The organism is Anabaena sp. WA102 (assembly GCF_001277295.1).
Classification (GTDB): Bacteria; Cyanobacteriota; Cyanobacteriia; order Cyanobacteriales; family Nostocaceae; genus Dolichospermum; species Dolichospermum heterosporum.
In genome coordinates, this window is sequence record NZ_CP011456.1 from 230,911 (window position 1) to 252,397 (window position 21,487).

Below are 21,487 nucleotides of genomic sequence, written 5' to 3' on the forward strand. Positions count from 1 at the left end.
CTGAAAATGGGAAAAATCACCCAAAATCAAAACTTTTGGCGAAGATTAATAGTTCGACTTCGCTCACTACAAGCAGCAGTTCTGACTTTAGCAATAAGTACAGGACTGCTGGTTGTTTTGACTAACTTTCAAGTAAATGCTGGTGTGAGGGAACAGGAAAGAAACTCCCAATTTATCCAAAAAAACTATCCTTTACCACCGACTCTGGCACAATGGCAAGATAAAACGAATAGTGGAGATTATTTTGATCAAATTAAATCTACGAAAGTTGGTTATTTAATTTGGTCACGGTTTCCGGTGAAAGTGAAGATAGAAACACCAACTGATATTAATGAAAAACAATCGCAAATATGGGTTAATAGTGTTTCTCAAGCAGTTCAAGAATGGAGTATTTATTTACCTTTGCAGATAGTGGAAAAATCGGCTATTGCTGATATTACAATCTCTCGCAAAGCACCACCCTTACAACGTGAACCTAATGGTAAGATACTGCGATCGCGTTCGGCTTTAACGACTTATGATTTATATACTGAAAATAATATTTTATCTCACCGATTTACGATTCTGCTGAGTCCTAGTCAAACTGGTGAATATGTACTATCAGCAGCACGTCATGAACTTGGTCATGCTTTAGGTATCTGGGGTCATAGTCTTCTAAATACTGATACGATGTATTTTTCTCAAGTTCGCAAACCGCCGTTTATTTCTGTCAGAGATGTAAATACTTTAAAACAGGTTTATGAACAATCTACAAGTTTGGGACAGAATTGAGTTTATCTCACGCAAAGACGCAGAGGCGCAAAGGTAAGATTTTAAGATGAAGGCAACCAGTTTTTATCTAAAATCTGATCTAAGGTGTAAGGACAGATTTCTGGTAAGTTGGTTAGTTTGGTTTTGGCTTTAACATAATCTAAGGCATTACTATAAATGATATTGATATTTTCTGCTAAATGATTGCGTAAGTTAGTGGTTAATTCTTCGTTAATTTGATTACGAAAACTAATAATTTCCGCTGCCCAATGGTTAGCATTTCTAGGCTTTTCTATATGCCAATTTTGATAAAGTAATAAGTGTCTAATAATCTGTTCTAATAAATTTCTCACTCGTCTTTTTTCGGTTTTCGCCAATTCTTCTAACTCTTCTATTAAGTGATCATAGTCAATATCTCCCAATTGACGAGATTTGAGGTTTTTAATTGTCTCCTCTAGCCATTGTGAGTAATTAGACTCATATAGTTTGTTGATCTCAATAGCTGTTTTCATTATTTGCTGACTTAGCTTAAGGCTTGATTAGTTGCGCTTATACAACTGGGCTGGTTCTTCCTCGTCGGTTTCATGATAACAAATTTTCTGGTCGGTGTCAATAGCTTTGACTCTATTATTGCGAGGCTGTGGAAATTACAAGTGAATTTGATTTTCGACAGCCTCATGATTTGATTACACTCGACGTAGGTTCATGAGTTCTTGAGGAGATGCAAGCATATCAATGGCTACGAAGAAGATTTTTCCATCGGGATTGATTAAAAACCGCCAGGAAATGTTCATTCCAACTGTGACACCAAACCAAGGAGTTTGTACTACTCCTGTGACTTTCAGTTGTTTAGAACCGTCTGGTTGAACTTCGCAGATACCTTGTTGTGGCATCATGTTTAGTCCTTGTGCTTCTTCGCGCATATATTTAGCGATCGCTTCCCGGCCAATAATTGGCTTTTGGAATGGTGGTTGTAGCGCACCGTCGGTAGTGAATAGTGCGATCGCATCATCAAATTTATCTGCATTCATGGCTTCAATGTAGCCTAAGACCGCAGGTTCTGTAATACCGTCAATTTTAACGGAGGAAATAACTGGACTTGTCCGTTGGAAAGCAGGTTCTGTAGCTGCTTTAGGATAACTGCTAGGACCAAGATCAGAAGTATCAAATCCCATATCTACTACGGTATTCCGCAATACGGTGATTTGCTGACCTTGATCAAGTTTTTGTGTGGCTTCTAATACAAATTTTACACCGGGAGACATTTGATAACCAACGGGGACAGGAGTGATGATTCCCTGTTTCATCAATTCTCCTAACTCGAACCAGAAAGCGAGTTTGGTGTTGACGCTAAAGAAACCATAGGAACGGCTAATAGGAGTATCAGCACGGCTGGCTAAATCCCGCATGACTTTTGTTTGATCTTCACGAGACATTTGCTTAATTTGGGTAAGCAAACTTTCTGCTAGTTGCAAGCGGGCTACTCCAGGTGCAGCAGGAGTAATTGTTTTACCCATTTCAGTATAAGCATACCAAAGATAAGCTAATTGATCATCAACGTTAAGTTGATCAAATAACGCTATTGTTGCGGGAATAGGACTAGGAAGTTGAGTATTAGAAAAAATAGTTTGAGCGGACTGGATAGTTAAAGCCACGATCGGAATCTCCAAGATTATGTGTTAATTAGTCGCTATGAAGACATCAGCTAAAAATGTTTATGATGAACTTATGTCTTATGGAAAATAATGTAATGAAAATCTTAATTTTTGTAAATAATAGAAATTACGAATTGACAAAATAGGTAATTAATGGTAAAGAATTTATTTTCACGCAGAGGCGCAGAGGCGCAGAGAGGAATTTAGGAGCTAAATTGTGTTGATTAATGAAGGTTATCGTTTAATTAGACCCATTAGTAAGGGGGGATTTTATCAGACTTTTTTGGCTGTAGATGAAAGTCAATTTCCGCCAATTCCTTGTGTTGTTTATCAAGTTTCATCTCAATATCAATCGCTGGAAATTTTTCAATTTCAGGTACAGACATTAATGGAATTAGGTAAACATCCACAAATTCCTACTTTAATCACACATTTTATAGAAAATGAATATTACTATTTAATTCAAGAATTTATTGATGGTGATAATTTAGCTAGTTTATTAGCAAAGCAAGGTGGTTTTCATGAAACTCAGATTTGGCAAATTTTAAAAAGCTTATTACCAGTGATCAGGTTTATTCATGATCATCAAGTTATTCATGGAAATATTCAACCAGAAAATATTATTTTGCGGACTAAAAATCAAAGTCGAGATTTATTAGATGATTTGGTTTTAGGAGATTTTGCGAATATGAAGTTTGCCAATATTAATAAAGATAAAGATAATTTAGTTGGTAGTCCAGAATATATTTCCCCAGAACAAGCACAAGGTAAAGCAGTTTTCGCAAGTGATCTTTATAGTTTAGGTGTAACTTGTATTTATTTACTTACTCAAATTTCTCCTTTTGAACTATTTGATATGACTAATAATAGCTGGGTATGGCGGGATTATCTCACTGATCAAATTAGTGAACATTTAGGACAAACCCTAGATAAATTCGTAAAATATAATTTACAAGAACGTTGGCAATCAGCAGATCAACTTGTCTATAATTTAGGTATTAAAGATAATTATTTGCCTTTATTATCTCTAAATAAAAGTCATTTATGGCAACTTGCTGATACTCTGGAAAATCAAATTCATAGTTCTATTAATACTGTGGCATTAAGTCATGATGGCAAAATATTAGCTAGTGGTGAAGATAATAAAAATATTAAATTATGGAATTTAAGCAATCAGCAATTAATGGGGAACTTTCCCGGACATAGTCAATCTATAACAGCAGTCATTTTTAATGATAATGATACAGTTTTAGCTACGGCTAGTAATGATAAAATTATCAATTTGTGGGATGTGAAGACATTAGCAAAAATTCATAGTTTGACTGGACATTCTCATGCTGTTAAATCCCTAGCATTTCATCCTTGTGGGCAAATTTTAGCTAGTGGCAGTTGGGATAAAACTATTAAAATCTGGGATGTAAATACAGGTTTAGCACTGAATACTTTAACGGGGCATAAATTACAAGTAAATGCTGTAGCTTTTAGTCCCCAAGGACAGCTTTTCGCTAGTGCTAGTTATGATCGCACAGTTCGGGTCTGGAAATTAGAAGACGGAAAATTTAACTTATTAACAACTCTTTTTGGTCATACTTGGGCAGTTTTGACAGTGGCTTTTAGTCCCACTCATCCTAATTTGTTGGCGACTGGTAGCGGTGATAATACAATTAAATTATGGGATGTTAGCACTGGTGAATTAATTAGCACACTTTCAGGTCATTCTTGGTCAGTGGTGGCTGTAGTTTTTAGTGCTGATGGAGAAACGCTGATTAGTGGCAGTTGGGATAAAACGGTGAAAATTTGGCAAATCAGCACAAAATCAGAAATTGCTAGTCTTGTCGGTCATACAGACTCGGTATCTAGCGTTGTTATGAGGGATGATGGGGGATTGATTATCAGTGGTAGTAAGGACAAGACAATCAAATTGTGGCGAAGATGATGGGGGACTGGTGACTGGGGACTGGTGATAGGTGATAATTTTACTTAATTACCCATGACCAATCACCAATTACCCACTACCAATTACCAATTTAAAACAATCAGGCGCTACCTGTGAAGGCAACCTCTGGAAATTTCAACTGTGCTTCTGCCATTGGGCGTTTTCTGCCTTCTTCTTGCCAGTAGTTAATCACTTCTGTGGCTTTGTTAAGCAACTCTACCCGGTCAACATCTGTGATCCAGTGTTTGGATTCTAACTCTTTTTTTAGCTCTTCCCAGGCATCATTTCTGGGCCAAAAAAAGTATTTGGTTAAGGGACTAGAACCTTTACCGACAACCTGATCTACTGCTAGGGCGACGTTTTCGTCTAACCAGAGAATTTTCAAAATGAACTTGGTCAATTACACCTCCGGGGAATATCCGGGTTTTACTTACTAAGTTTGCGACCCCTTATTTTAACTCAATCTTTGAATAATTGACCATTTGTGGTGGCAATTAGTTTTACAGCAATTTTCGTTCTCGTGAAATATAATGGGGGCGCAGTCCCTGCTTTTTACAGCAATTTTCGTTCTCGTGAAATATAATGGAGGGCGCAGACCCTGCTTTTTACAGCAATTTTCGTTCTCGTGAAATATAATGGAGGGCGCAGACCCTGCTTTTTACAGCAATTTTCGTTCTCGTGAAATATAATGGAGGGCGCAGACCCTGCTTTTTACAGCAATTTTCGTTCTCGTGAAATATAATGGAGGGCGCAGACCCTGCGCCCCTACGGGTTTTTCTGTATTCTGCTATATGATTAATTTTGTTGCATATCACGTCCAGAGTTAGATGATTAAACTAATTGGTATTTTTCTGAGTCTGTTGCTGGTTTTTGGCTGGAATACACCAGTTATGGCGGAATCTCAACCTATTACCGCTCAGGAGTTGCAAGTAGGGGATGAATTGGCGACTAAGGCTTTTGTTGCTACGAATCAAGGCGATTTTGTGACGGCGGAGGCTTATTGGACAGAAATTATTGAAAAATTTCCTACTAATGCGGGAGCATGGAGTAATCGCGGTAATTCTCGTGTCAGTCAGAATAAGTTACAATCCGCATTGATGGATTATAACAAAGCTGTAGAACTTGCGCCTAATGTGACAGATCCTTATTTGAATCGGGGGACGGCGTTGGAGGGTTTGGGAAGATGGGAGGATGCGATCGCTGACTATAATCGTGTATTAGAATTAGATCCTCAAGATGCTATGGCTTATAATAATCGTGGTAATGCTAAAACAGGTTTAGGGAAATGGCAAGAAGCGATTTTAGATTTCCAAAAAGCCACAGAAATTAACCCAAATTTTGCCTTTGCTAGAGCTAATTATGCCCTAGCTTTATATGAAACTAATCAATCAGATAAAGCTATCCGCGAGATGCGGAATATAGTCCGTAAATATCCTCGATTTGCTGATATGCGTGCCGCTTTAACAGCCGCTTATTGGGTGAGGGGAAATAAGGGAGAGGCAGAAAGTAATTGGGTGGCTGCTTATGGACTAGATACCCGTTATAAGGATATGAATTGGGTAACGAATATCCGTCGCTGGCCACCAAGTATGGTAGCAGCTTTGGATAGATTTTTGAAATTACAATAAATTGAACGGGGAACGGGGAACGGGGAACGGGGAACGGGGAACGGGGAACGGGGAACGGGGAACATAAAAATCAGTTGTGTATTAATTGTGTTCCATTACTTAGCCAATTATTGAAGGTGGCGTTACCTAATTAACGCACTTTTCAATTTCCACAAAATTAAACTTATAGCCATTTTCCTGCATTTTCTTTTCTTTGGTGACTTTCCCAAAATCGGCAAATTCAGGAAAGTATATGTCTCCCACAAAATTACCTTCAACAATAGTTAAATAAAGTTTATCGGCAAATTTGATTGCTTCAGTATAAATCTGTCCACCACCGGCGATAAATATCTCTTCTGTTTCACTCATTTCCGCCCATGCAATTGCTTCTGTTAATGAATGCAACACGACACAACCAAAGGCTTGAAAATCGGTGTCTCTGGTGAGAACAATAGTTGTACAATCGGGAAATGGTTTATTCATGGTAGAATAACTTTTACGCCCGATAATTACAGGATGTCTTCTGATCATTTGCCGATAATAAATTTCATCACTGGGAATATTCCAGGGATTACCAGAACGAATATGTTTTCTGGCTGAGTTTGCTAAAATTCGATTTTCAGAAATGGCAGCAATGAGGCTAATTAACGGCATAAATTGATAATATTCTGGTTTTTTCAGAGAAATGGGTAAATGATATAAAAAGTTGAAATCAAAAATATGGATAACACTAGAATGGGCGCATTCTCTACCACCAAACTGGGCGCAGGCCCTGCGCCCCTACTTCCTGATTCCTCATATTATTCTTCGACGCGATAACCTAGTTCTGCTAGACGCACCCGTGAATGTCGCCATTTGGGTTGGACTTTAACGAATAATTCTAGATAAACTTTCCCAGCAATTAGTTTTTGAATTTGTTGTCTAGCTTCACTACCAATAGCTTTGAGCATTGTTCCACCTTTACCAATGAGAATGCCTTTTTGAGAATCTCTCTCAACATGGATCGTGGCGAGAACACGGGTAATTTTTGGAGCTTCTTCAACTAAATCAATGCCTATGGCTACGGAATGGGGAACTTCTTGACGGGTTAATAATAATATTTGTTCTCGAATTAATTCACCCATGATAAACCGTTCTGGCTGGTCTGTTACTAAATCGGGTGGATAATAAAATGGACCTGGTTCGAGATGACTAATTAATAAATCTTGGAGTTGCAATAATCCCGCGCCGGTTTTAGCAGAAAATTTCACACTTTGCCATTGATAGGTATCGGCTAATTGAATATAACTATCATCTATTTTTTGGGCATCTTCTGGTTGTTGATCAATTTTATTAATCCCCAGAATTACAGGTGTTTGAGTATTAATTAGTAGTTCTGCCACATAGCGATCGCCTGGACCACAAGCAACTGTACCATCAACCACAAATAATATCACATCTACCGAGTCAATGGCAATTTTCGCATTTTTTACCAACACTTCCCCTAATTGATGATGAGGTTTATGAATACCGGGCGTATCCACAAAAATCAACTGGGCTGTTTCCGTAGTTAAAATCCCCTTTAGGCGATTTCGAGTAGTTTGGGACACGGGGGAAGTAATAGCTATTTTTTGCCCAACTAATTCATTCATCAAAGTGGATTTACCCACATTAGTTCTGCCGATAATGCCAATAAAACCTGATTTAAATCCAGCCGGTGCTTGGGGAATCATCACCCCACCGAAATCAGTAAAAATATTATTATCAATATCAGATACTTGTGATTCTACTTGCATTTTTTACAGTTATGATTAATAGATTATTTTGAGCTTTGAGGGAAATTCTCTTTCAATTTAGGGGATTGCATAATGACGGTATAAATTATGTTTCGAGCGAAGATACAAAGGAGCAAAGACGCAAAGTTTGAAATTGTGATAGCTGGCGTGGCGTAGCCATATTTTCTATTCTCATATTTCAATTCACTAACGCCTAAATTAGAGATACATTAATTATTGCATATTTATGGAAATAATAAAAAGCATAAAGCCAAATTTTACTGTCCTCATAGAGGAGTCGTTGAGAAGCCCAGACTCTCCTGTTCGCGTAAGCGTGACCCAAGGCATAAGGTAGTGTATTAGCCCTGCAATTCATTTCAGAGTGGGTCTGTCAGCCAAAGAAATAAGCTATCTGTAGCTTAAGTTGACACCATTAAGCTTTTGCTAAACCCCTTGTATCATAATAAGGAGAGAAAAGAGGTAGGGGGGTAGGGGGAGAAGAGAGGCAGGGGGGGCAGGGGAGGGAAGAACAGAAGTTTTTTCCGATCATTACCTGTCAAAATAAATTTGACGAACTACTAGTGTTTGTTACTATTGATAGCTAAAACTGTTCCCTACCTTCACAGACAACTTATTCAGCAAACCCTATTTAGTATATTAAAACATGGCAATTTTACACGGAACTTGGGTAATAAATCATCAAAATAGTTATTTCTTTATTTGGGGAGAAACTTGGCGTTCTTCACAGGTGCATACTGAAGTATCTGCTGAGATTCCTTTACATCCCTTGGCTATGGACTCGGTGGAATTAAACGAATGGTTAGAATTATCTAATTTATCAATTACTAGTTTAATTCAGCCATCTTCCACTACTAAACAAAGAATTAAAAGTAAACCACCAACAGAAATAAAATTACCTATTCATTCACAAATAGTTTCTTTACCAACTTATTTTTCAGAAAGTAATAAATCAGAATTAACGACAATTTCTCCCGTTCATTCTGTCAGCGTGGATATAGATTCTCCAGATTCTCCATCTTCACAATATTTACATCCTTGGAAAATTGAGGGTTTTTGTCTCACTCCAGCATTAGCAATTCAATTTCTCTCATCATTACCCCTGAGTACAACCGATAATAAAGCGGCTTTATTAGGAGCAGATATTCATTTTTGGGTACATATTTACAGATGGCATTTAGATTTAATTTCTCGTTGTAAATTTTTACCAACTGTTGAGAAACAAGATAGTAATTTAATTGCCAAATGGCAGATACTTTTAGATAGTGCCATAGATGTCACAAGGTTAGAGAAATTCTCTTCACAAATGCCTTTAGCTTGTCGAACATATCAACAGACTACCGAAAATATAGCCATTAATTTACCATTATTACCTCAAGAATTAATATTATCATTCCTCAATCACATTACAGATAATCAATTGCGGTTAATGCTTGGTTCTCAATCTCCCCTAGAACCGAGAATGATGATGTCTTTACCTGCTACATTACAGCAATGGTTACAAGGATTAATTAATGCAAATAATACAATTGATGCAGCAGGAGGAGACCGTTTACAAACTACTTTAAAAGCTTGGACTTTACCATTACAATATCAACTTACAGGCAAAGCTTTATTTAGAACTTGTTTTCAATTGCTTCCTCCAGAAAATGAAGAACCAGATTGGATTTTGAAGTATTTTCTGCAAGCAGCAGATAACCCAGAATTTTTAATAGCCGCAGCGACAATTTGGCATCAACCTGTAGATACATTAGTTTATCAAAATCGCACAATTGCACAACCTCAAGAAACATTTTTGCGAGGTTTGGGTTTAGCTTCTCGATTGTATCCCATAATTACCCCCAGTTTAGAAACTGCATCTCCCGAATTTTGTCACCTCACCCCCATGCAAGCTTATGAATTTATCAAAGCGGTAACTTGGAGATTTGAAGATAGCGGGTTAGGAGTAATTTTACCGCCTAGTTTAGCAAATCGGGAAGGGTGGGCAAATCGTTTAGGCTTAAAAATTAATGCCGAAACTCCTCAAGAAAAATCCGGACGTTTGGGTTTACAAAGTTTATTAGATTTCCAATGGCATTTGGCAATTGGTGGACAAACAATTTCTAAAGTTCAGTTTGATAAACTGGTAAAATTAAATAGTCCTTTAGTCGAAATTAATGGTGAATGGGTAGAACTCCGTCCCCAAGATATTAAAACTGCCCAAACCTTTTTTAGTTCTCGCAAAGAACAAATGTCTCTTTCTTTAGAAGATGCTTTACGCATTAGTAAAGGAGACACCCAAGTAATTGAGAAATTACCTGTTGTAAGTTTTGAAGCTTCCGGTGCCTTGGCAGAATTAATTGGGGCATTAACTAATAATCAGGAAATTCAACCTTTAACTACACCTCAAAGTTTTCGGGGAGAATTACGTCCTTATCAAGAAAGAGGTGCGGGTTGGTTAGCATTTTTAGAACGTTGGGGTTTAGGTGCTTGTCTTGCAGACGATATGGGATTAGGAAAAACCATCCAATTTATCGCTTTTTTACTTCACCTCAAAGAAGAAAATGTCCTAGAAAAACCAACTTTATTAGTTTGTCCTACTTCAGTTATGGGCAATTGGCAAAAAGAAGTTAAAAAATTTGCCCCGACAATCAAAGTTTTAGAATATCACGGTGATAAACGTCCTAAAGGTAAAGCGTTTACAGAAGCCGTTAATAAACACGATATAGTAATTACTAGCTATTCACTGATTCACCGCGATATTAAATTATTAAAAGCAGTTGAATGGCAGATAATTGTTTTAGACGAAGCCCAAAATGTCAAAAATTCAGACGCGAAACAATCACAGGCAGTGCGACAATTAGAAACTACATTTCGCATTGCTTTAACAGGTACACCTGTAGAAAATAGATTGCAAGAATTATGGTCTATTTTAGATTTCTTGAATCCCGGTTATTTAGGGAATAAACAATTTTTCCAAAGACGGTTTGCTATGCCAATTGAAAAGTATGGTGATACTGCTTCTTTAAATCAATTACGTTCATTGGTTCAGCCTTTTATTTTACGGCGATTAAAAAGTGATAAAGACATAATTCAAGACTTGCCAGAAAAGCAAGAAATGACAGTTTTTTGTGGATTAACTTCTGAACAAGCTACACTATATCAACAATTAGTAGATGAATCTTTAGTAGAAATTGAATCTGCGGAAGGTTTACAACGTCGCGGCATGATTTTAGGGTTATTAGTGAAGCTAAAACAAATTTGTAATCATCCTTCCCAATATTTGAAATTAGCAACTTTAGAGAAACATCATTCTGCTAAATTACAACGACTAGAGGAAATGTTAGATGAGGTTTTAGCAGAAGGAGACAGGGCTTTAATTTTCACACAATTTGCTGAATGGGGCAAGTTGTTAAAATCGTATTTAGAAAAGAAATTAGAACGAGAGATATTCTTTTTATATGGTAGTACCAGTAAAAAGCAAAGAGAGGAAATGATTGATAGATTCCAACATGACCCCCAAGGACCACCAATTATGATTTTATCGTTAAAAGCTGGTGGTGTGGGATTGAATTTAACTAGGGCAAATCATGTTTTTCACTTTGATAGATGGTGGAATCCCGCAGTTGAAAATCAAGCCACAGATAGAGTATTTAGAATTGGTCAAACCCGCAATGTTCAAGTCCATAAATTCGTCTGTACTGGAACATTAGAAGAGAAAATAAATGATATGATTGAAAGTAAAAAACAACTAGCAGAACAGGTTGTAGGTGCAGGAGAAGATTGGTTAACAGAAATGGATACAGACCAACTTCGTAACTTATTAATATTAGATCGGAATGCTGTGATTGAAGAAGATGAACTTTAAGAAATATATGCTAGAAAATATAGATAGGGCTTGCTGAAAAAGTTGTCTGTGAGGGCTAGAAGTATGGCTAACGCCACGCTGCGCTATCAGGAGGTAGGGGCGCAGGGCCTGCGCCCATTCAGGAGTATGGCTAACACCACGCTTCGCTATCAGGAGTCAGGCTAACGCCATGCTACGCTATCAGCAAACCCTAGATAAACTCACCTAAGAAAGACATTTTAAACAGAAATAGGCACATTAATCAAATAAGCAAAATTGGTTAGAGAATTGCTGATAAGTAGGCAGGCAAAATTAATTTTATAAGAAGATAGGCATTTAATGTAAGGGTAGCGCCCCCGTGCCTACCCCGGTATTTGGGGCAACCACAGGGGGTTTGCCCCTACTTACCTCCTTGGGGTACTAAATAAATTCCCTCATCATCTGTTAATAAATTCTGTGCTGCTTCTAACATAGAGGGCATTATTTCTTTCAAATCTTCCCGATTATTTAAGTAAGTTTTTAAAGCTGCCATTGGGTCAATACTGCTACTCGCGCTTAATTCAGGAATACGAGGTTTTGCTAACTGACTCGCCAATTCGGCTTGAATAGTGTAAGTGTGTGCTATGCTTAAAGCTTGATGTATAGAAGAGTTATCAATTAAATCTAATTGTTCTGACCGCAATTTATAAATGAGTCGCACTACATTATCCTGAATATCATATTTAGTAATTCCTTTTAATAATGCTTTTTGTGGATCATCTTGTTTAGATAAATCTATCTCAATAGTCCGAAATGTTCGCACGGGTAAGGGACAAAATTCCCAATTTACTTTCCCTTTTTCCAAATCTATCATTACATAACCTTTGTCTTCCTTTTCTTCACTAAAATCTACCCGTTCAATACTTCCAGGATAAATTACTGGTGGGTCATTAGATTTATTTAAATTCTGGTGTTTGTGAACATGACCTAAAGCCACATAATCAAAACATGGTCGAGTTAATAAAGATAAGGGTAAAGTAAAACCTTTTCCGACTGCTAATAAACGTTCTGCACCTAAAGTGGCATTATCAGCCATTAAATGGGCTAAAAGCACAGTGGGTAAATTCGGGTCAAGACGGCGAATTTCTCCTTCGATAACTACCTCTAAACGGTCTGTGAGGAGTTGATTAACTTCTGCTAGAGAAGAACCCTGAGTTTCTTGACGAGTCATTAAAGTGGAACGAGTTAACCAAGGGAGAGTAATGATTTGCACATCTCCTTTTTGTGTAGAAAGGCGATGAGTAGTTAAAGTATCACCAACTACAAACCCTGGTACTCCCAAAGTCCGATAAATATTTAAACTTGCACCTCCCAAACCTTGGGAATGTTGGTCATGATTTCCTACTAATAAGACTGTGGGGATATCTGCATCAACTAAACGGCGAAATTGATTAGCAAAGGCTTCTTGAACATAGGGTGCAGGTGTGGCATTAGGGAAGGCATCACCACCAAACAGGACTAAATCTACATGATCAGCGATCGCTCGGTCAATACACAAAGATAATGTTTTCACAAAATCCTCTAGTCGGGTGTTTAAACCTGTGGCTGGATTAACGCGCCCGTGGCAAAAACCGCTACCAATATGGATATCTGAAAGATGGAGAATTTTCATAGTTTATTGGTTGTAAGGGTTAAGATCCCCGACTTCTTCAAGAAGTCGGGGATCTAGTGGTGTGATTAAATGTGAATTCCACACTCAGTTTTTTCACTTCCGCGCCAACGTCCAGCCCGTTCGTCTTCACCTTCGCCGACTTTAGTGGTAATAGGTTCGTCACCAATACTGGGATAACCTTGATCATGAAGGGGGTTGTAAATTACTTTATGTTCAGCTACATACGCCCAGCTTTGCTTACGAGTCCAGGTAGCTAGAGGGTTAATTTTTAATCTTCCCTTACCATCTAGTTCAAATACGGGCATGGTAGCACGAGTAACAGCTTGATCCCGACGACGACCAGTAATCCAGCCTACAGTGTTAAGCTCGTCTAGACCGCGTTGAAGTGGCTCGATTTTGGTAATGTCGTGGAATTTAGTAATATCTGTGTCCCAAAGGGCTTCCCCAAATTTAGCAGCAAAGGCTTCACGGCTATCTACGTCTGGGGTTTTATAGGTTTTTAAATCTAGGTTGTAGATTTCTTTGGCTTTAGCTACCAATTCTAGGGTTTGGGGGAAATGATAAAGGGTATCTAGGAAAATAACGGGTACGGGATGCTGAAGTTCGCTATAAAAAATGTGTGTCAAGATGATGTCATCAACGTTGAAGGCACTAGTTTGGACTAATCCTGTGGGGATGTTCTTTACAGACCAGGCTAGGATTTCTGTAGGGGTTGCAGTTTCAAATTGCTGATTTAGTGATGCTAAGTCAAAGGCGATAGAAGTTGTCATGATCTTTCTCTAAAACCAAGATTTTTTACTTTTGTTAAATCTAATCTTATAAGAAGATAGGCACATAAGTAGTCGGACAAAATTAAATTCACTCGTTGAGAGAGGGAACAGGGAACAGGGAACAGGGAACAGGGAACAGGGAACAGGGAACAGAAAAATCAATTGTGTAATTAATTCTGTCCCATTACTTATCCCCGCCGATGATTGAGGAAATAGGTTTGAGAGAAAATTGATTCCCTATTCCCCACCCCCAACTCCCCCAACTCCCCCAACTCCCCCAACTCCCCCAACTCCCCCAACTCCCCCAACTCCCCCAACTCCCCCAACTCCCCCAACTCCCCCAACTCCCCCAACTCCCCCAACTCCCCCAACTCCCCCAACTCCCCCCACTCCCCCAACTCCCCCCACTCCCCACTCCCCACTCCCCGCCCCTATTCCCTATTCCCTAATTATGTAGTATTTTGATTGCAAGTCTGTTTAAGAATTCATCCCATGCAACAGTTACTCAAGCAATTATTTAGTAACCAAAAATACGTTATTCGTCTCATTTTCCCTGTATTGATGATGATGATGGCGACTTCACTGTTTATTTTACCTGCTGCTGCTACTGGTGTATACCAAATACCCAGTTTAACGGCAGATACTTGGATTTTAGATCAAGGTGATGTGATTAGCAGATTGAATGAAGGTCAGATTAGCAAGGCTTTCCAGGATTTGGCTCAAAAAACTGGCAATCAAGCCAGAATTGTCACTATTCACAGCCTCGACTACGGAGAAACACCGGAAAGTTTTGCCAAGGGATTATTTAGTAAATGGTTTCCAACAGCGGCAGAGCAAACCAATCAAGTATTATTACTGGTTGATACTGTTACTAATAAAATGACTTTACTGAGTGGGGATAATGTGAAGTCATTATTAACTGACTCTATTGCCCAGAGTGTGGTTGAAGAAACATTAGGTACAGCATTACGTGAGGGTAATAAATACAACCAAGGATTTTTGGATGTGAGCGATCGCCTGGTTGCTGTGTTATCTGGTCAACCAGATCCCGGTCCACCAGAAATTAAGGAAACAGTCCAGGTAGAAGGAACTTTCACCAAAGCTGGAGAAACAGATCAGGGTAATGCTACTGCTTGGGTGGTTGGGCTATTAATTGCTGCCACTGTCATCCCAATGGCTACATACTACATTTATCTGGTGTTTCAAAAACCACCCTCTCAGGAATCTGAGGAATAGGGGACTGGGGACTGGGGGTGTTTTTTGATTTGTAAGTTTCTTGTCCTTATTAACTCAAGTTGCTAGTTATCTAGTTGAGGCTGGTAATGGGTAATTGAATTGGTAATAGGTAATTGGTAATCAAAGCTCTGGTTTCATCCTGTTCATCCTTTAATCCTGGACATCCTGATTCTGACAATTTACCTAACTAGCAACTTACATTAGAGACTTCCAAATAAAAAAATGTCCCAAAACTGATGCAGAAATTCTCTCTCTGTGTACTCTGTGCCTCTGTGGTTCGTTTCTTAGGATAATTTATTTCTTGGAAGTCTCTTATTACAAGAAAGACTGGGAAGTTTGAAAGCCCCTGAGAAATAGGAACTCCAGTTCCGTCTTTCGTGGTACAGACAGGGGATGAAAAACGACTCGTTTAGTCTTAAGAATCCCCGTGTCCTTTAGACCGGGGAGTGTCAATTGCGTACTCTATTTAATCTTGAATGTACTCTTTGCCTGACACTAAAGCCATTTCAGCGCGAACAAATTCCCTACCTAAATAAGCTGCATGATCTAATAAAGTCACAGGACAATTTGGAGTTTCTTCAAAAATCTTGATACAGAGTTCTTTGGCTGTACGTGCGCTAAATACAGTTGTGTGGCTTCTTTCCACTTTACCGCGAACAGGAATCACTTCACCTGTTTCAGGATTTACGGCTAAACCACGTTCGTTAATCACATTAGTGAAGTGCTTGGCATAAATTAATCCTTCCTTTTGGTCTATGTAAATAATAAAATAGCCGTTGGGGTCAAGATCAATATGACGGTGAGAAAGTTTATAATCAATTGCTGTCAAATCTTCGAGTAGTAAATCCTTAGGCATTGTCAAAAGTAAATTTATAGAAAGAGTATTTTCAGATTACATCAATATACAATAAGTAGGTGAGCGTTGAAAATTGTCGTTATGGCAAGGCAAAAGGCAAGAGGCAAGAGGCAAGAGTGAAGAGGGTTTGGGCGATTTTACATTTCTTTACACAGTTTGGTTTTATTGTGTTCACCTACTTATCTAGATCCCCGACTTCTTTGAGAAGTCGGGGATCTATTTTGATCTATTTCCTTATTTGAAAGGTAACTCTGCATTAATGGCATCCATTTCTTTTTGTTCTAGTTGATTAACTTCCCGCACCCAAGGCAGGATAATTTGCCCTAAACGGTGGTTATAAAAGCGATGCAGGCTGTAATTCGGTGTAGCAGGGAACCCCCGGCGTTTTTTATGTTTACCACCAGCACCGGGGTCAAAATTTTGGATACCATGAGCGATCGCCCATTCAATTGGTGCATAATAACAAGCATCAAAATGTAAGCAATCTATGTCTTGAAAACTCCCCCAATAACGCCCATATAGTTTGTCTTCTTTAAATAAACAAAAGGACATCCCCACTGGTTGACCTGGATCTTCTTGATTATAAGCCGCAAAAAATACCACCCGATGCCGATAATTATGGTGCAACTGTTCAAAAAAGTTCTTGGTTAAATACTTACTTCCCCACCAACCAAATTTATCACAGGTATCAGCATAAAAGTCATACATTAACGGAAACATAGAGTTAGGAATTTCCTCACCCGTTAATGCTTGCAATCTTAAACCTGCCTTTTCTACAGCTTTACGTTCCCGTTTAATATTCCGTCTTTGATTAGCATTAAATCCAGTTAAATAATCATCAAAAGTTTGAAAATTAGCATTTTCCCAAATATAACTATGATGTAGCCAAGTTGTAAAACCCTGACTTTCTAAAATCGGTCGCCATTGGGGATCAACATAGAGAAAATGACAACCAGAAATCCGATGTTTCACACAAAAACTATCAATTTCATGGAGCATTAAAGCTGTAATTTCTTCCTCATTTTCTCCCGCAGCAATTAAAAAGCGATAGCCTTCAGTCGGGGTAAATGGAGTCATTCCCAGCAACTTTGGATAATACTCTATTCCCAAGCGAGAAGCTAATTCTGCCCATTGATGATCAAAAACAAATTCCCCTTGGCTATGTCCTTTTAAATATAAAGGAGCAGCGGCAATTAAAGTTCTATCTCGCCACAAAATCAAGTGATTTGGCAACCAACCAGTATTGGCTGTAACACTTTGAGATATTTCCAAATTGTGCAACCAATCCCATTCTAAAAAAGGCGTTTTTAACGGCATCGCTAAAGCATCCCAGTCTGCTTGGGGAACATCAGCGATTGTGTGCGTCCAAACAAGAGAATAATGGGGTTTGTGTTCTTTGATCATTGTGTATTTGTCCAGTAATTTTAGATTTACTTTTGACTCATGCTTGGGCGCACCACATTTCTGGTCTGGGCGCAGGCCCAGCGCCCCTACGGGATTATTCTATAGTGTAAAAATACTTCCTGCTCTACGGTGGATACTTCTAATAATTGTAACTTAGGAGCAAGATCAGATAAAAATCCTGTCCCCTCAACAGGTGAAGGCGCAATATTACCACCTAAAATCAGTGGACAAATAGTTAACCAGATTTCATCAATTAAATTAGATTCTAGGAAAGATGCTACTAATTGTCCTCCTCCCAAAATAGCTAAACGGGTAATTTGTAAACTTGTGAAATATTCTAAAGCCGCCAAAATGTCAATTTCTTGGCTAGGAGTTTCAAAGACTAAAACTTCTTCAAACTCTGATCTTTCTTGCCAAAAATAAGCACCCAGAGAGGTTGTGAGTAACCATCGTCTCACCGGTTGTTGAAAAAATTTAATGTCCGGATTCAGGTTGCCTGAACGGGAAATCACTATATGAACTGGCTGGGGGTGCTGATTCGCTATTTTTCTTTGTTGCAAGAGTATTGCGTCTGTAATGGTCATTGTTGTACCGTAGGCACGAAGAGTACCAGCACCAAATAAAACGGCATCAGATGCAGCAATTTGTTTCCCCAGGTGTATTTTATCAGCCATTGAGCCAAATCGAGCAGGCGATCGCCTAAAATCTGCTATTTTGCCATCGGCACTCATGGCTAAAACTACTGTGGTATGAGGACGATGTTGCATCATTGCATTGCTCTGATATTTCTGCTTGGTAGATATATTTTCTCACAATTTATCACAATAAGACAAGATTGATAACTTTTATACCATTAATATGCAACAGCACTCACTATTTAATCTACATTTTATGAATTTTGTTATATTATGTTTGTCCTTAAACGAGAGTAAGAATTAGTTAATTTTTTAATTTTTTAATTTTTTAATTTTTTAATTCTTACCTGTTATCTCTTATTTCCATAAGAAATTTAAACTAATAGTAAACTTATCATCAACTAATAAAATGTCTCCTTTGGTTAGTGTAATTTCATATCTTTGTAATTGTCGTTTAAAGATGCGAAGTGAGACAAACAATGGCTAAATCTCGTCAATCGTCATTTCGACAAATTTTAGTAACAAGAATACTACTGGTATTTGTCCCAGTTTTATTAGTAGGAGAAATGGTTGCCCTCAATAAAGCCCGTTCTAGTCTGTTAAATACTGCCCGACAAAATTTAACAGAAAGTGCGGTTAACAAACGAGAAAAAATTAGTGATGATATTGCCGCCTTGCGCTCCGATTTAATTACAGCCAGTCAGACACAAGTAATTAAATCTGGTTCACCTTTCCAAATTGAACAATTTCTTAAACAGCTACACAAACAACTGCCAACCAAAATTAATTGTCTCCAATTCACCCACATTAAAAAAGGTGAAATAATAGCTAGTAGTTGTGGTATTCAAGAAATTACCCCACCTGGCTTATCTGCCACCAGTGATGATGTTGATATTCAATTCATATTACCATCTCAATCTGGAAAAACTGGTAAAAGAGACAAACAAAATCAACTCCAGTTATTTTTATCAATTCCTATTGCTAATCAACGTGGTAATTTAGCTTACCGATTAAGCATTAAAACTACATTGTATCAACAAAATCCCAATCATCCAGGCTCATTGACGGGTCTTTTAGTAGTCATTGCTGAAGATGGTAGAGTTTTAGCCCACCCATTGCCAGAAAGAATCGGTACTAATATTAAAAATTATGCCGATGTGGAAAGAATACAAGCCATAGTTAAAAATGCTTTAGGTGGAAGTAATAATTCTAGTAATTTATCCTTTGTTGAAGGAGAGGAACTAGTTACAGGTTTTACAGCTACTACTAAACCTATCACCACAAGACCATCACAAAGATGGATTGTCCTAGCAGTTACAAGTGTAGAAAATGCCCTATTTGGTTTAGAAGAAATTAAACTAATTCTGATTGTTTTAACAGTTGGTTTAATTGGTGCAAGTTTATTAGCATCATTTTATTTAGTTCCTTATTTAGCCGGTCCTGTTGAAGAACTCCGCGACTATGCTGTTAATCTTCATAGTCACCACGCAGCACAACCCATTCCACGCAACTTCAAGATTCGGGAGTTTAACCAATTAGCACAAGCATTAGATCAAATGGTAGAAAGACTCAAAGATTGGGCGGAAGAATTAGAAATTGCTTGGAAAGAAGCTAAATCAGCTAACCAAATAAAAAGCCAATTTTTAGCCACAACTTCCCATGAGTTAAGAAATCCCTTGAATATTATTATTAATTGTGTACGGTTAGTCCGTGATGATTTATGCGACAGTAGAGAAGAAGAATTAGAATTTCTCAAAAAAGCTGATGATACAGCAATTCATTTATTAAAGATAATTAATGATTTACTAGATATTTCTAAAATAGAAGCTGGTAAACTTTCCGTAACTACAGTACCGCTGGATTTACGACAATTATTATTAGAGGTAATTAACTTACAATCAGTTAATGTCCAACATAAGGGACTGCAATTAATTTGTAATATAGGTGATAAACCTATTCCTATAAAATCTGATGCCATTAAACTTAAACAAGTGCTAATTAATATTATTGGTAATGCCACTAAATTCACTGATGAAGGGAGTATTCAAATTACCACAAATATTTATCAGCATCAGCATTATGTTTTAGTTTTCATAAAAGATACAGGAATTGGTATTGACCCAGGAGAACAAGGTAAACTATTCCGTCCTTTTGTCATGGTTGACGGTACAACTACGCGCAAGTTTGAAGGAACTGGATTGGGTTTAGCAATTTCTCGGAATTTAATTGAACTCATGGGTGGTAAAATCACCTTAGAGAGTTTGGGGTTAAACCAAGGAACAACAGTAATTATTAAATTACCTTTGATTGATCTGGCTTTATTACCTAATCCAGACAAAAAAGATGTGGTCAAAAATGGAGTTAGGAGTTAATTCTGGCTCTCGGAAATGTTCGGCAAACGATGAATTTCAAATTACAACCTTCCTAAAATGAAGCGACTTTTTTCAGGTATTTTTGTGGTGACAGCTTTATTACTAACTCCTGGTTGTTCATCAAATACTAAGTCTACGGAAACACAGGTTTCACCTAGTATGATGATGAATCATGAGGGACATTCTATGGGAAATATGAATCATGGGGATAATTCACAAATAACTACTAAGGTTAAATTAACTGCTCCGAAAAGTTTATCACCAAATCAACCGATTAACTTAGTTATTGATATTCAAGATGTGTCTGGTAAACCTGTTAATAAGTTTGACATTTTCCAGGAAAAAATCATGCACTTAATTATTATTAGTGATGATTTACGATCTTTTGCTCATATTCATCCCGAATATAAAGAAAATGGTCGCTTTGAAGTGACTGCAAATTTTCCAGAATCAGGTAATTATACACTTTTTAGTGATTATAAACCTGCTGGAAATAAGGAAAATGTCTCATTAATGAATATCACAATTCCCGGTTCAGTTCCCTTACCAAAAAATTTAGAAAAGTTCAGCAAGACTAAAACTATCTCAGATACCAAAATTAATTTTAATATATCTCAACCAAAAATTAAAGCGGGTGAAGAAATTAGTTTAACCTTTGATTTAAAAGACAATAAAAATCAACCAATTAAAGATTTACAGCCATATTTAGGAGAAAAAGGACATTTAGTAATCATCAAAAGTTCGTCTCCCCTCACTGCATCTGATTATATCCATGCACACGCAATGAAAGATCCTGCTGACGGAAAGGTTGAATTTCATACTAAATTTCCCAAACCAGGAACATATAAAATGTGGATGCAATTTAATCGCAATGGACAAATCAAAACCGCAGATTTTTGGGTAAATGTAGAATAGAAAATCGTAGGTTGGGTTAAGCAACAGCGCAACCCAAAAACAATTTTAATGATTTTGAACAATGTTGGGTAACATACGTCAACCCAACCTACAAAAATTAAA

Annotated in this window: 17 protein-coding genes; 7 read left to right on the forward strand and 10 right to left on the reverse strand. The window is 37.7% G+C overall.

From position 1 onward, the window contains the following. Positions 1 to 6 precede the first annotated feature (6 nt). A complete protein-coding gene (locus AA650_RS00885; protein WP_053537596.1) occupies positions 7 to 771 on the forward strand; it encodes a peptidase in 765 nt (254 codons plus the stop codon). A gap of 41 nt (positions 772 to 812) precedes the next feature. Here the strand turns inward: AA650_RS00885 and AA650_RS00890 are convergent, their stop codons facing one another. Together AA650_RS00890 and AA650_RS00895 are read right to left on the reverse strand one after the other, a co-directional pair. Next, positions 813 to 1,262 carry a DUF29 domain-containing protein gene (locus AA650_RS00890; protein ID WP_053537597.1) on the reverse strand — a complete coding sequence of 150 codons (450 nt, stop codon included), beginning with the start codon at positions 1,260 to 1,262 and terminating at the stop codon, positions 813 to 815. A 174-nt stretch (positions 1,263 to 1,436) separates the two neighbouring features. After that, positions 1,437 to 2,405: an orange carotenoid protein N-terminal domain-containing protein gene (locus tag AA650_RS00895; protein ID WP_039205045.1), complete on the reverse strand. Its 969-nt coding sequence runs from the start codon at positions 2,403 to 2,405 to the stop codon at positions 1,437 to 1,439. Positions 2,406 to 2,622: 217 nt separating this feature from the next. Here AA650_RS00895 and AA650_RS00900 point away from each other — a divergent pair, with 217 nt between their 5' ends. Further along, complete coding sequence (locus AA650_RS00900; protein WP_053537598.1) at positions 2,623 to 4,341, forward strand: WD40 repeat domain-containing serine/threonine-protein kinase; 1,719 nt, start codon at positions 2,623 to 2,625, stop codon at positions 4,339 to 4,341. Between the two features lie 100 nt (positions 4,342 to 4,441). Here the strand turns inward: AA650_RS00900 and AA650_RS00905 are convergent, their stop codons facing one another. Then, on the reverse strand, positions 4,442 to 4,741 hold the full coding sequence (locus AA650_RS00905) for a 30S ribosomal protein PSRP-3 (RefSeq protein WP_015079494.1): 300 nt from the start codon (positions 4,739 to 4,741) through the stop codon (positions 4,442 to 4,444). Between the two features lie 427 nt (positions 4,742 to 5,168). Here AA650_RS00905 and AA650_RS00910 point away from each other — a divergent pair, with 427 nt between their 5' ends. Further along, positions 5,169 to 5,969: a tetratricopeptide repeat protein gene (locus AA650_RS00910; protein WP_053537599.1), complete on the forward strand. Its 801-nt coding sequence runs from the start codon at positions 5,169 to 5,171 to the stop codon at positions 5,967 to 5,969. Between the two features lie 126 nt (positions 5,970 to 6,095). Here the strand turns inward: AA650_RS00910 and AA650_RS00915 are convergent, their stop codons facing one another. Together AA650_RS00915 and era are read right to left on the reverse strand one after the other, a co-directional pair. Continuing rightward, positions 6,096 to 6,602, reverse strand: a complete 507-nt coding sequence (locus AA650_RS00915; RefSeq protein WP_039202572.1) for a dihydrofolate reductase — start codon at positions 6,600 to 6,602, stop codon at positions 6,096 to 6,098. A gap of 146 nt (positions 6,603 to 6,748) precedes the next feature. Next, the gene (gene era, locus AA650_RS00920) at positions 6,749 to 7,723 is read right to left on the reverse strand and encodes a GTPase Era (protein ID WP_039202571.1); all 975 of its coding nucleotides are present in this window, start codon (positions 7,721 to 7,723) and stop codon (positions 6,749 to 6,751) included. Positions 7,724 to 8,366: 643 nt separating this feature from the next. Between era and AA650_RS00925 the strand changes: the two genes are divergently transcribed. Then, positions 8,367 to 11,567, forward strand: coding sequence for a DEAD/DEAH box helicase (locus AA650_RS00925; protein WP_053537600.1), 3,201 nt, complete (start codon positions 8,367 to 8,369; stop codon positions 11,565 to 11,567). Between the two features lie 379 nt (positions 11,568 to 11,946). Here AA650_RS00925 and sbcD read toward each other — a convergent pair whose 3' ends face one another. Together sbcD and cysH are read right to left on the reverse strand one after the other, a co-directional pair. Then, complete coding sequence (gene sbcD, locus AA650_RS00930; protein ID WP_053537601.1) at positions 11,947 to 13,197, reverse strand: exonuclease subunit SbcD; 1,251 nt, start codon at positions 13,195 to 13,197, stop codon at positions 11,947 to 11,949. A 65-nt stretch (positions 13,198 to 13,262) separates the two neighbouring features. Further along, positions 13,263 to 13,967: a phosphoadenosine phosphosulfate reductase gene (cysH, locus tag AA650_RS00935; RefSeq protein WP_053537602.1), complete on the reverse strand. Its 705-nt coding sequence runs from the start codon at positions 13,965 to 13,967 to the stop codon at positions 13,263 to 13,265. A gap of 492 nt (positions 13,968 to 14,459) precedes the next feature. On the opposite strand from cysH, the gene psb32 reads away from it, so the two are divergent. Beyond that, positions 14,460 to 15,203: a photosystem II repair protein Psb32 gene (gene psb32 / locus AA650_RS00940; protein ID WP_053537603.1), complete on the forward strand. Its 744-nt coding sequence runs from the start codon at positions 14,460 to 14,462 to the stop codon at positions 15,201 to 15,203. A gap of 466 nt (positions 15,204 to 15,669) precedes the next feature. Here psb32 and AA650_RS00945 read toward each other — a convergent pair whose 3' ends face one another. From AA650_RS00945 to AA650_RS00955, 3 genes are all read right to left on the reverse strand, one after another. After that, positions 15,670 to 16,059 carry a DUF4346 domain-containing protein gene (locus AA650_RS00945; RefSeq protein ID WP_053537604.1) on the reverse strand — a complete coding sequence of 130 codons (390 nt, stop codon included), beginning with the start codon at positions 16,057 to 16,059 and terminating at the stop codon, positions 15,670 to 15,672. Positions 16,060 to 16,293: 234 nt separating this feature from the next. Beyond that, positions 16,294 to 17,463, reverse strand: a complete 1,170-nt coding sequence (locus tag AA650_RS00950) for a GNAT family N-acetyltransferase (protein WP_053537605.1) — start codon at positions 17,461 to 17,463, stop codon at positions 16,294 to 16,296. 86 nt (positions 17,464 to 17,549) lie between these two features. Further along, positions 17,550 to 18,233: a RibD family protein gene (locus AA650_RS00955; protein ID WP_053537606.1), complete on the reverse strand. Its 684-nt coding sequence runs from the start codon at positions 18,231 to 18,233 to the stop codon at positions 17,550 to 17,552. Positions 18,234 to 18,577: 344 nt separating this feature from the next. Here AA650_RS00955 and AA650_RS00960 point away from each other — a divergent pair, with 344 nt between their 5' ends. Together AA650_RS00960 and AA650_RS00965 are read left to right on the forward strand one after the other, a co-directional pair. Further along, positions 18,578 to 20,470: a sensor histidine kinase gene (locus tag AA650_RS00960; RefSeq protein WP_053537607.1), complete on the forward strand. Its 1,893-nt coding sequence runs from the start codon at positions 18,578 to 18,580 to the stop codon at positions 20,468 to 20,470. A gap of 57 nt (positions 20,471 to 20,527) precedes the next feature. Then, positions 20,528 to 21,385 carry a hypothetical protein gene (locus AA650_RS00965; protein WP_053537608.1) on the forward strand — a complete coding sequence of 286 codons (858 nt, stop codon included), beginning with the start codon at positions 20,528 to 20,530 and terminating at the stop codon, positions 21,383 to 21,385. Positions 21,386 to 21,487 lie beyond the last annotated feature (102 nt).

What these genes read in the sequence shown, in the direction of transcription:
- psb32 (WP_053537603.1), top strand. Translation starts at nt 14,460, where the DNA reads ATGCAACAGTTACTCAAGCAATTATTTAGTAACCAAAAATACGTTATT.
- cysH (WP_053537602.1), bottom strand. Translation starts at nt 13,967, where the DNA reads ATGACAACTTCTATCGCCTTTGACTTAGCATCACTAAATCAGCAATTT.
- AA650_RS00910 (WP_053537599.1), top strand. Translation starts at nt 5,169, where the DNA reads ATGATTAAACTAATTGGTATTTTTCTGAGTCTGTTGCTGGTTTTTGGC.
- AA650_RS00890 (WP_053537597.1), bottom strand. Translation starts at nt 1,262, where the DNA reads ATGAAAACAGCTATTGAGATCAACAAACTATATGAGTCTAATTACTCA.
- AA650_RS00925 (WP_053537600.1), top strand. Translation starts at nt 8,367, where the DNA reads ATGGCAATTTTACACGGAACTTGGGTAATAAATCATCAAAATAGTTAT.
- AA650_RS00885 (WP_053537596.1), top strand. Translation starts at nt 7, where the DNA reads ATGGGAAAAATCACCCAAAATCAAAACTTTTGGCGAAGATTAATAGTT.
- AA650_RS00965 (WP_053537608.1), top strand. Translation starts at nt 20,528, where the DNA reads ATGAAGCGACTTTTTTCAGGTATTTTTGTGGTGACAGCTTTATTACTA.
- AA650_RS00960 (WP_053537607.1), top strand. Translation starts at nt 18,578, where the DNA reads ATGGCTAAATCTCGTCAATCGTCATTTCGACAAATTTTAGTAACAAGA.
- AA650_RS00955 (WP_053537606.1), bottom strand. Translation starts at nt 18,233, where the DNA reads ATGATGCAACATCGTCCTCATACCACAGTAGTTTTAGCCATGAGTGCC.
- AA650_RS00950 (WP_053537605.1), bottom strand. Translation starts at nt 17,463, where the DNA reads ATGATCAAAGAACACAAACCCCATTATTCTCTTGTTTGGACGCACACA.
- sbcD (WP_053537601.1), bottom strand. Translation starts at nt 13,197, where the DNA reads ATGAAAATTCTCCATCTTTCAGATATCCATATTGGTAGCGGTTTTTGC.
- era (WP_039202571.1), bottom strand. Translation starts at nt 7,723, where the DNA reads ATGCAAGTAGAATCACAAGTATCTGATATTGATAATAATATTTTTACT.
- AA650_RS00945 (WP_053537604.1), bottom strand. Translation starts at nt 16,059, where the DNA reads ATGCCTAAGGATTTACTACTCGAAGATTTGACAGCAATTGATTATAAA.
- AA650_RS00915 (WP_039202572.1), bottom strand. Translation starts at nt 6,602, where the DNA reads ATGCCGTTAATTAGCCTCATTGCTGCCATTTCTGAAAATCGAATTTTA.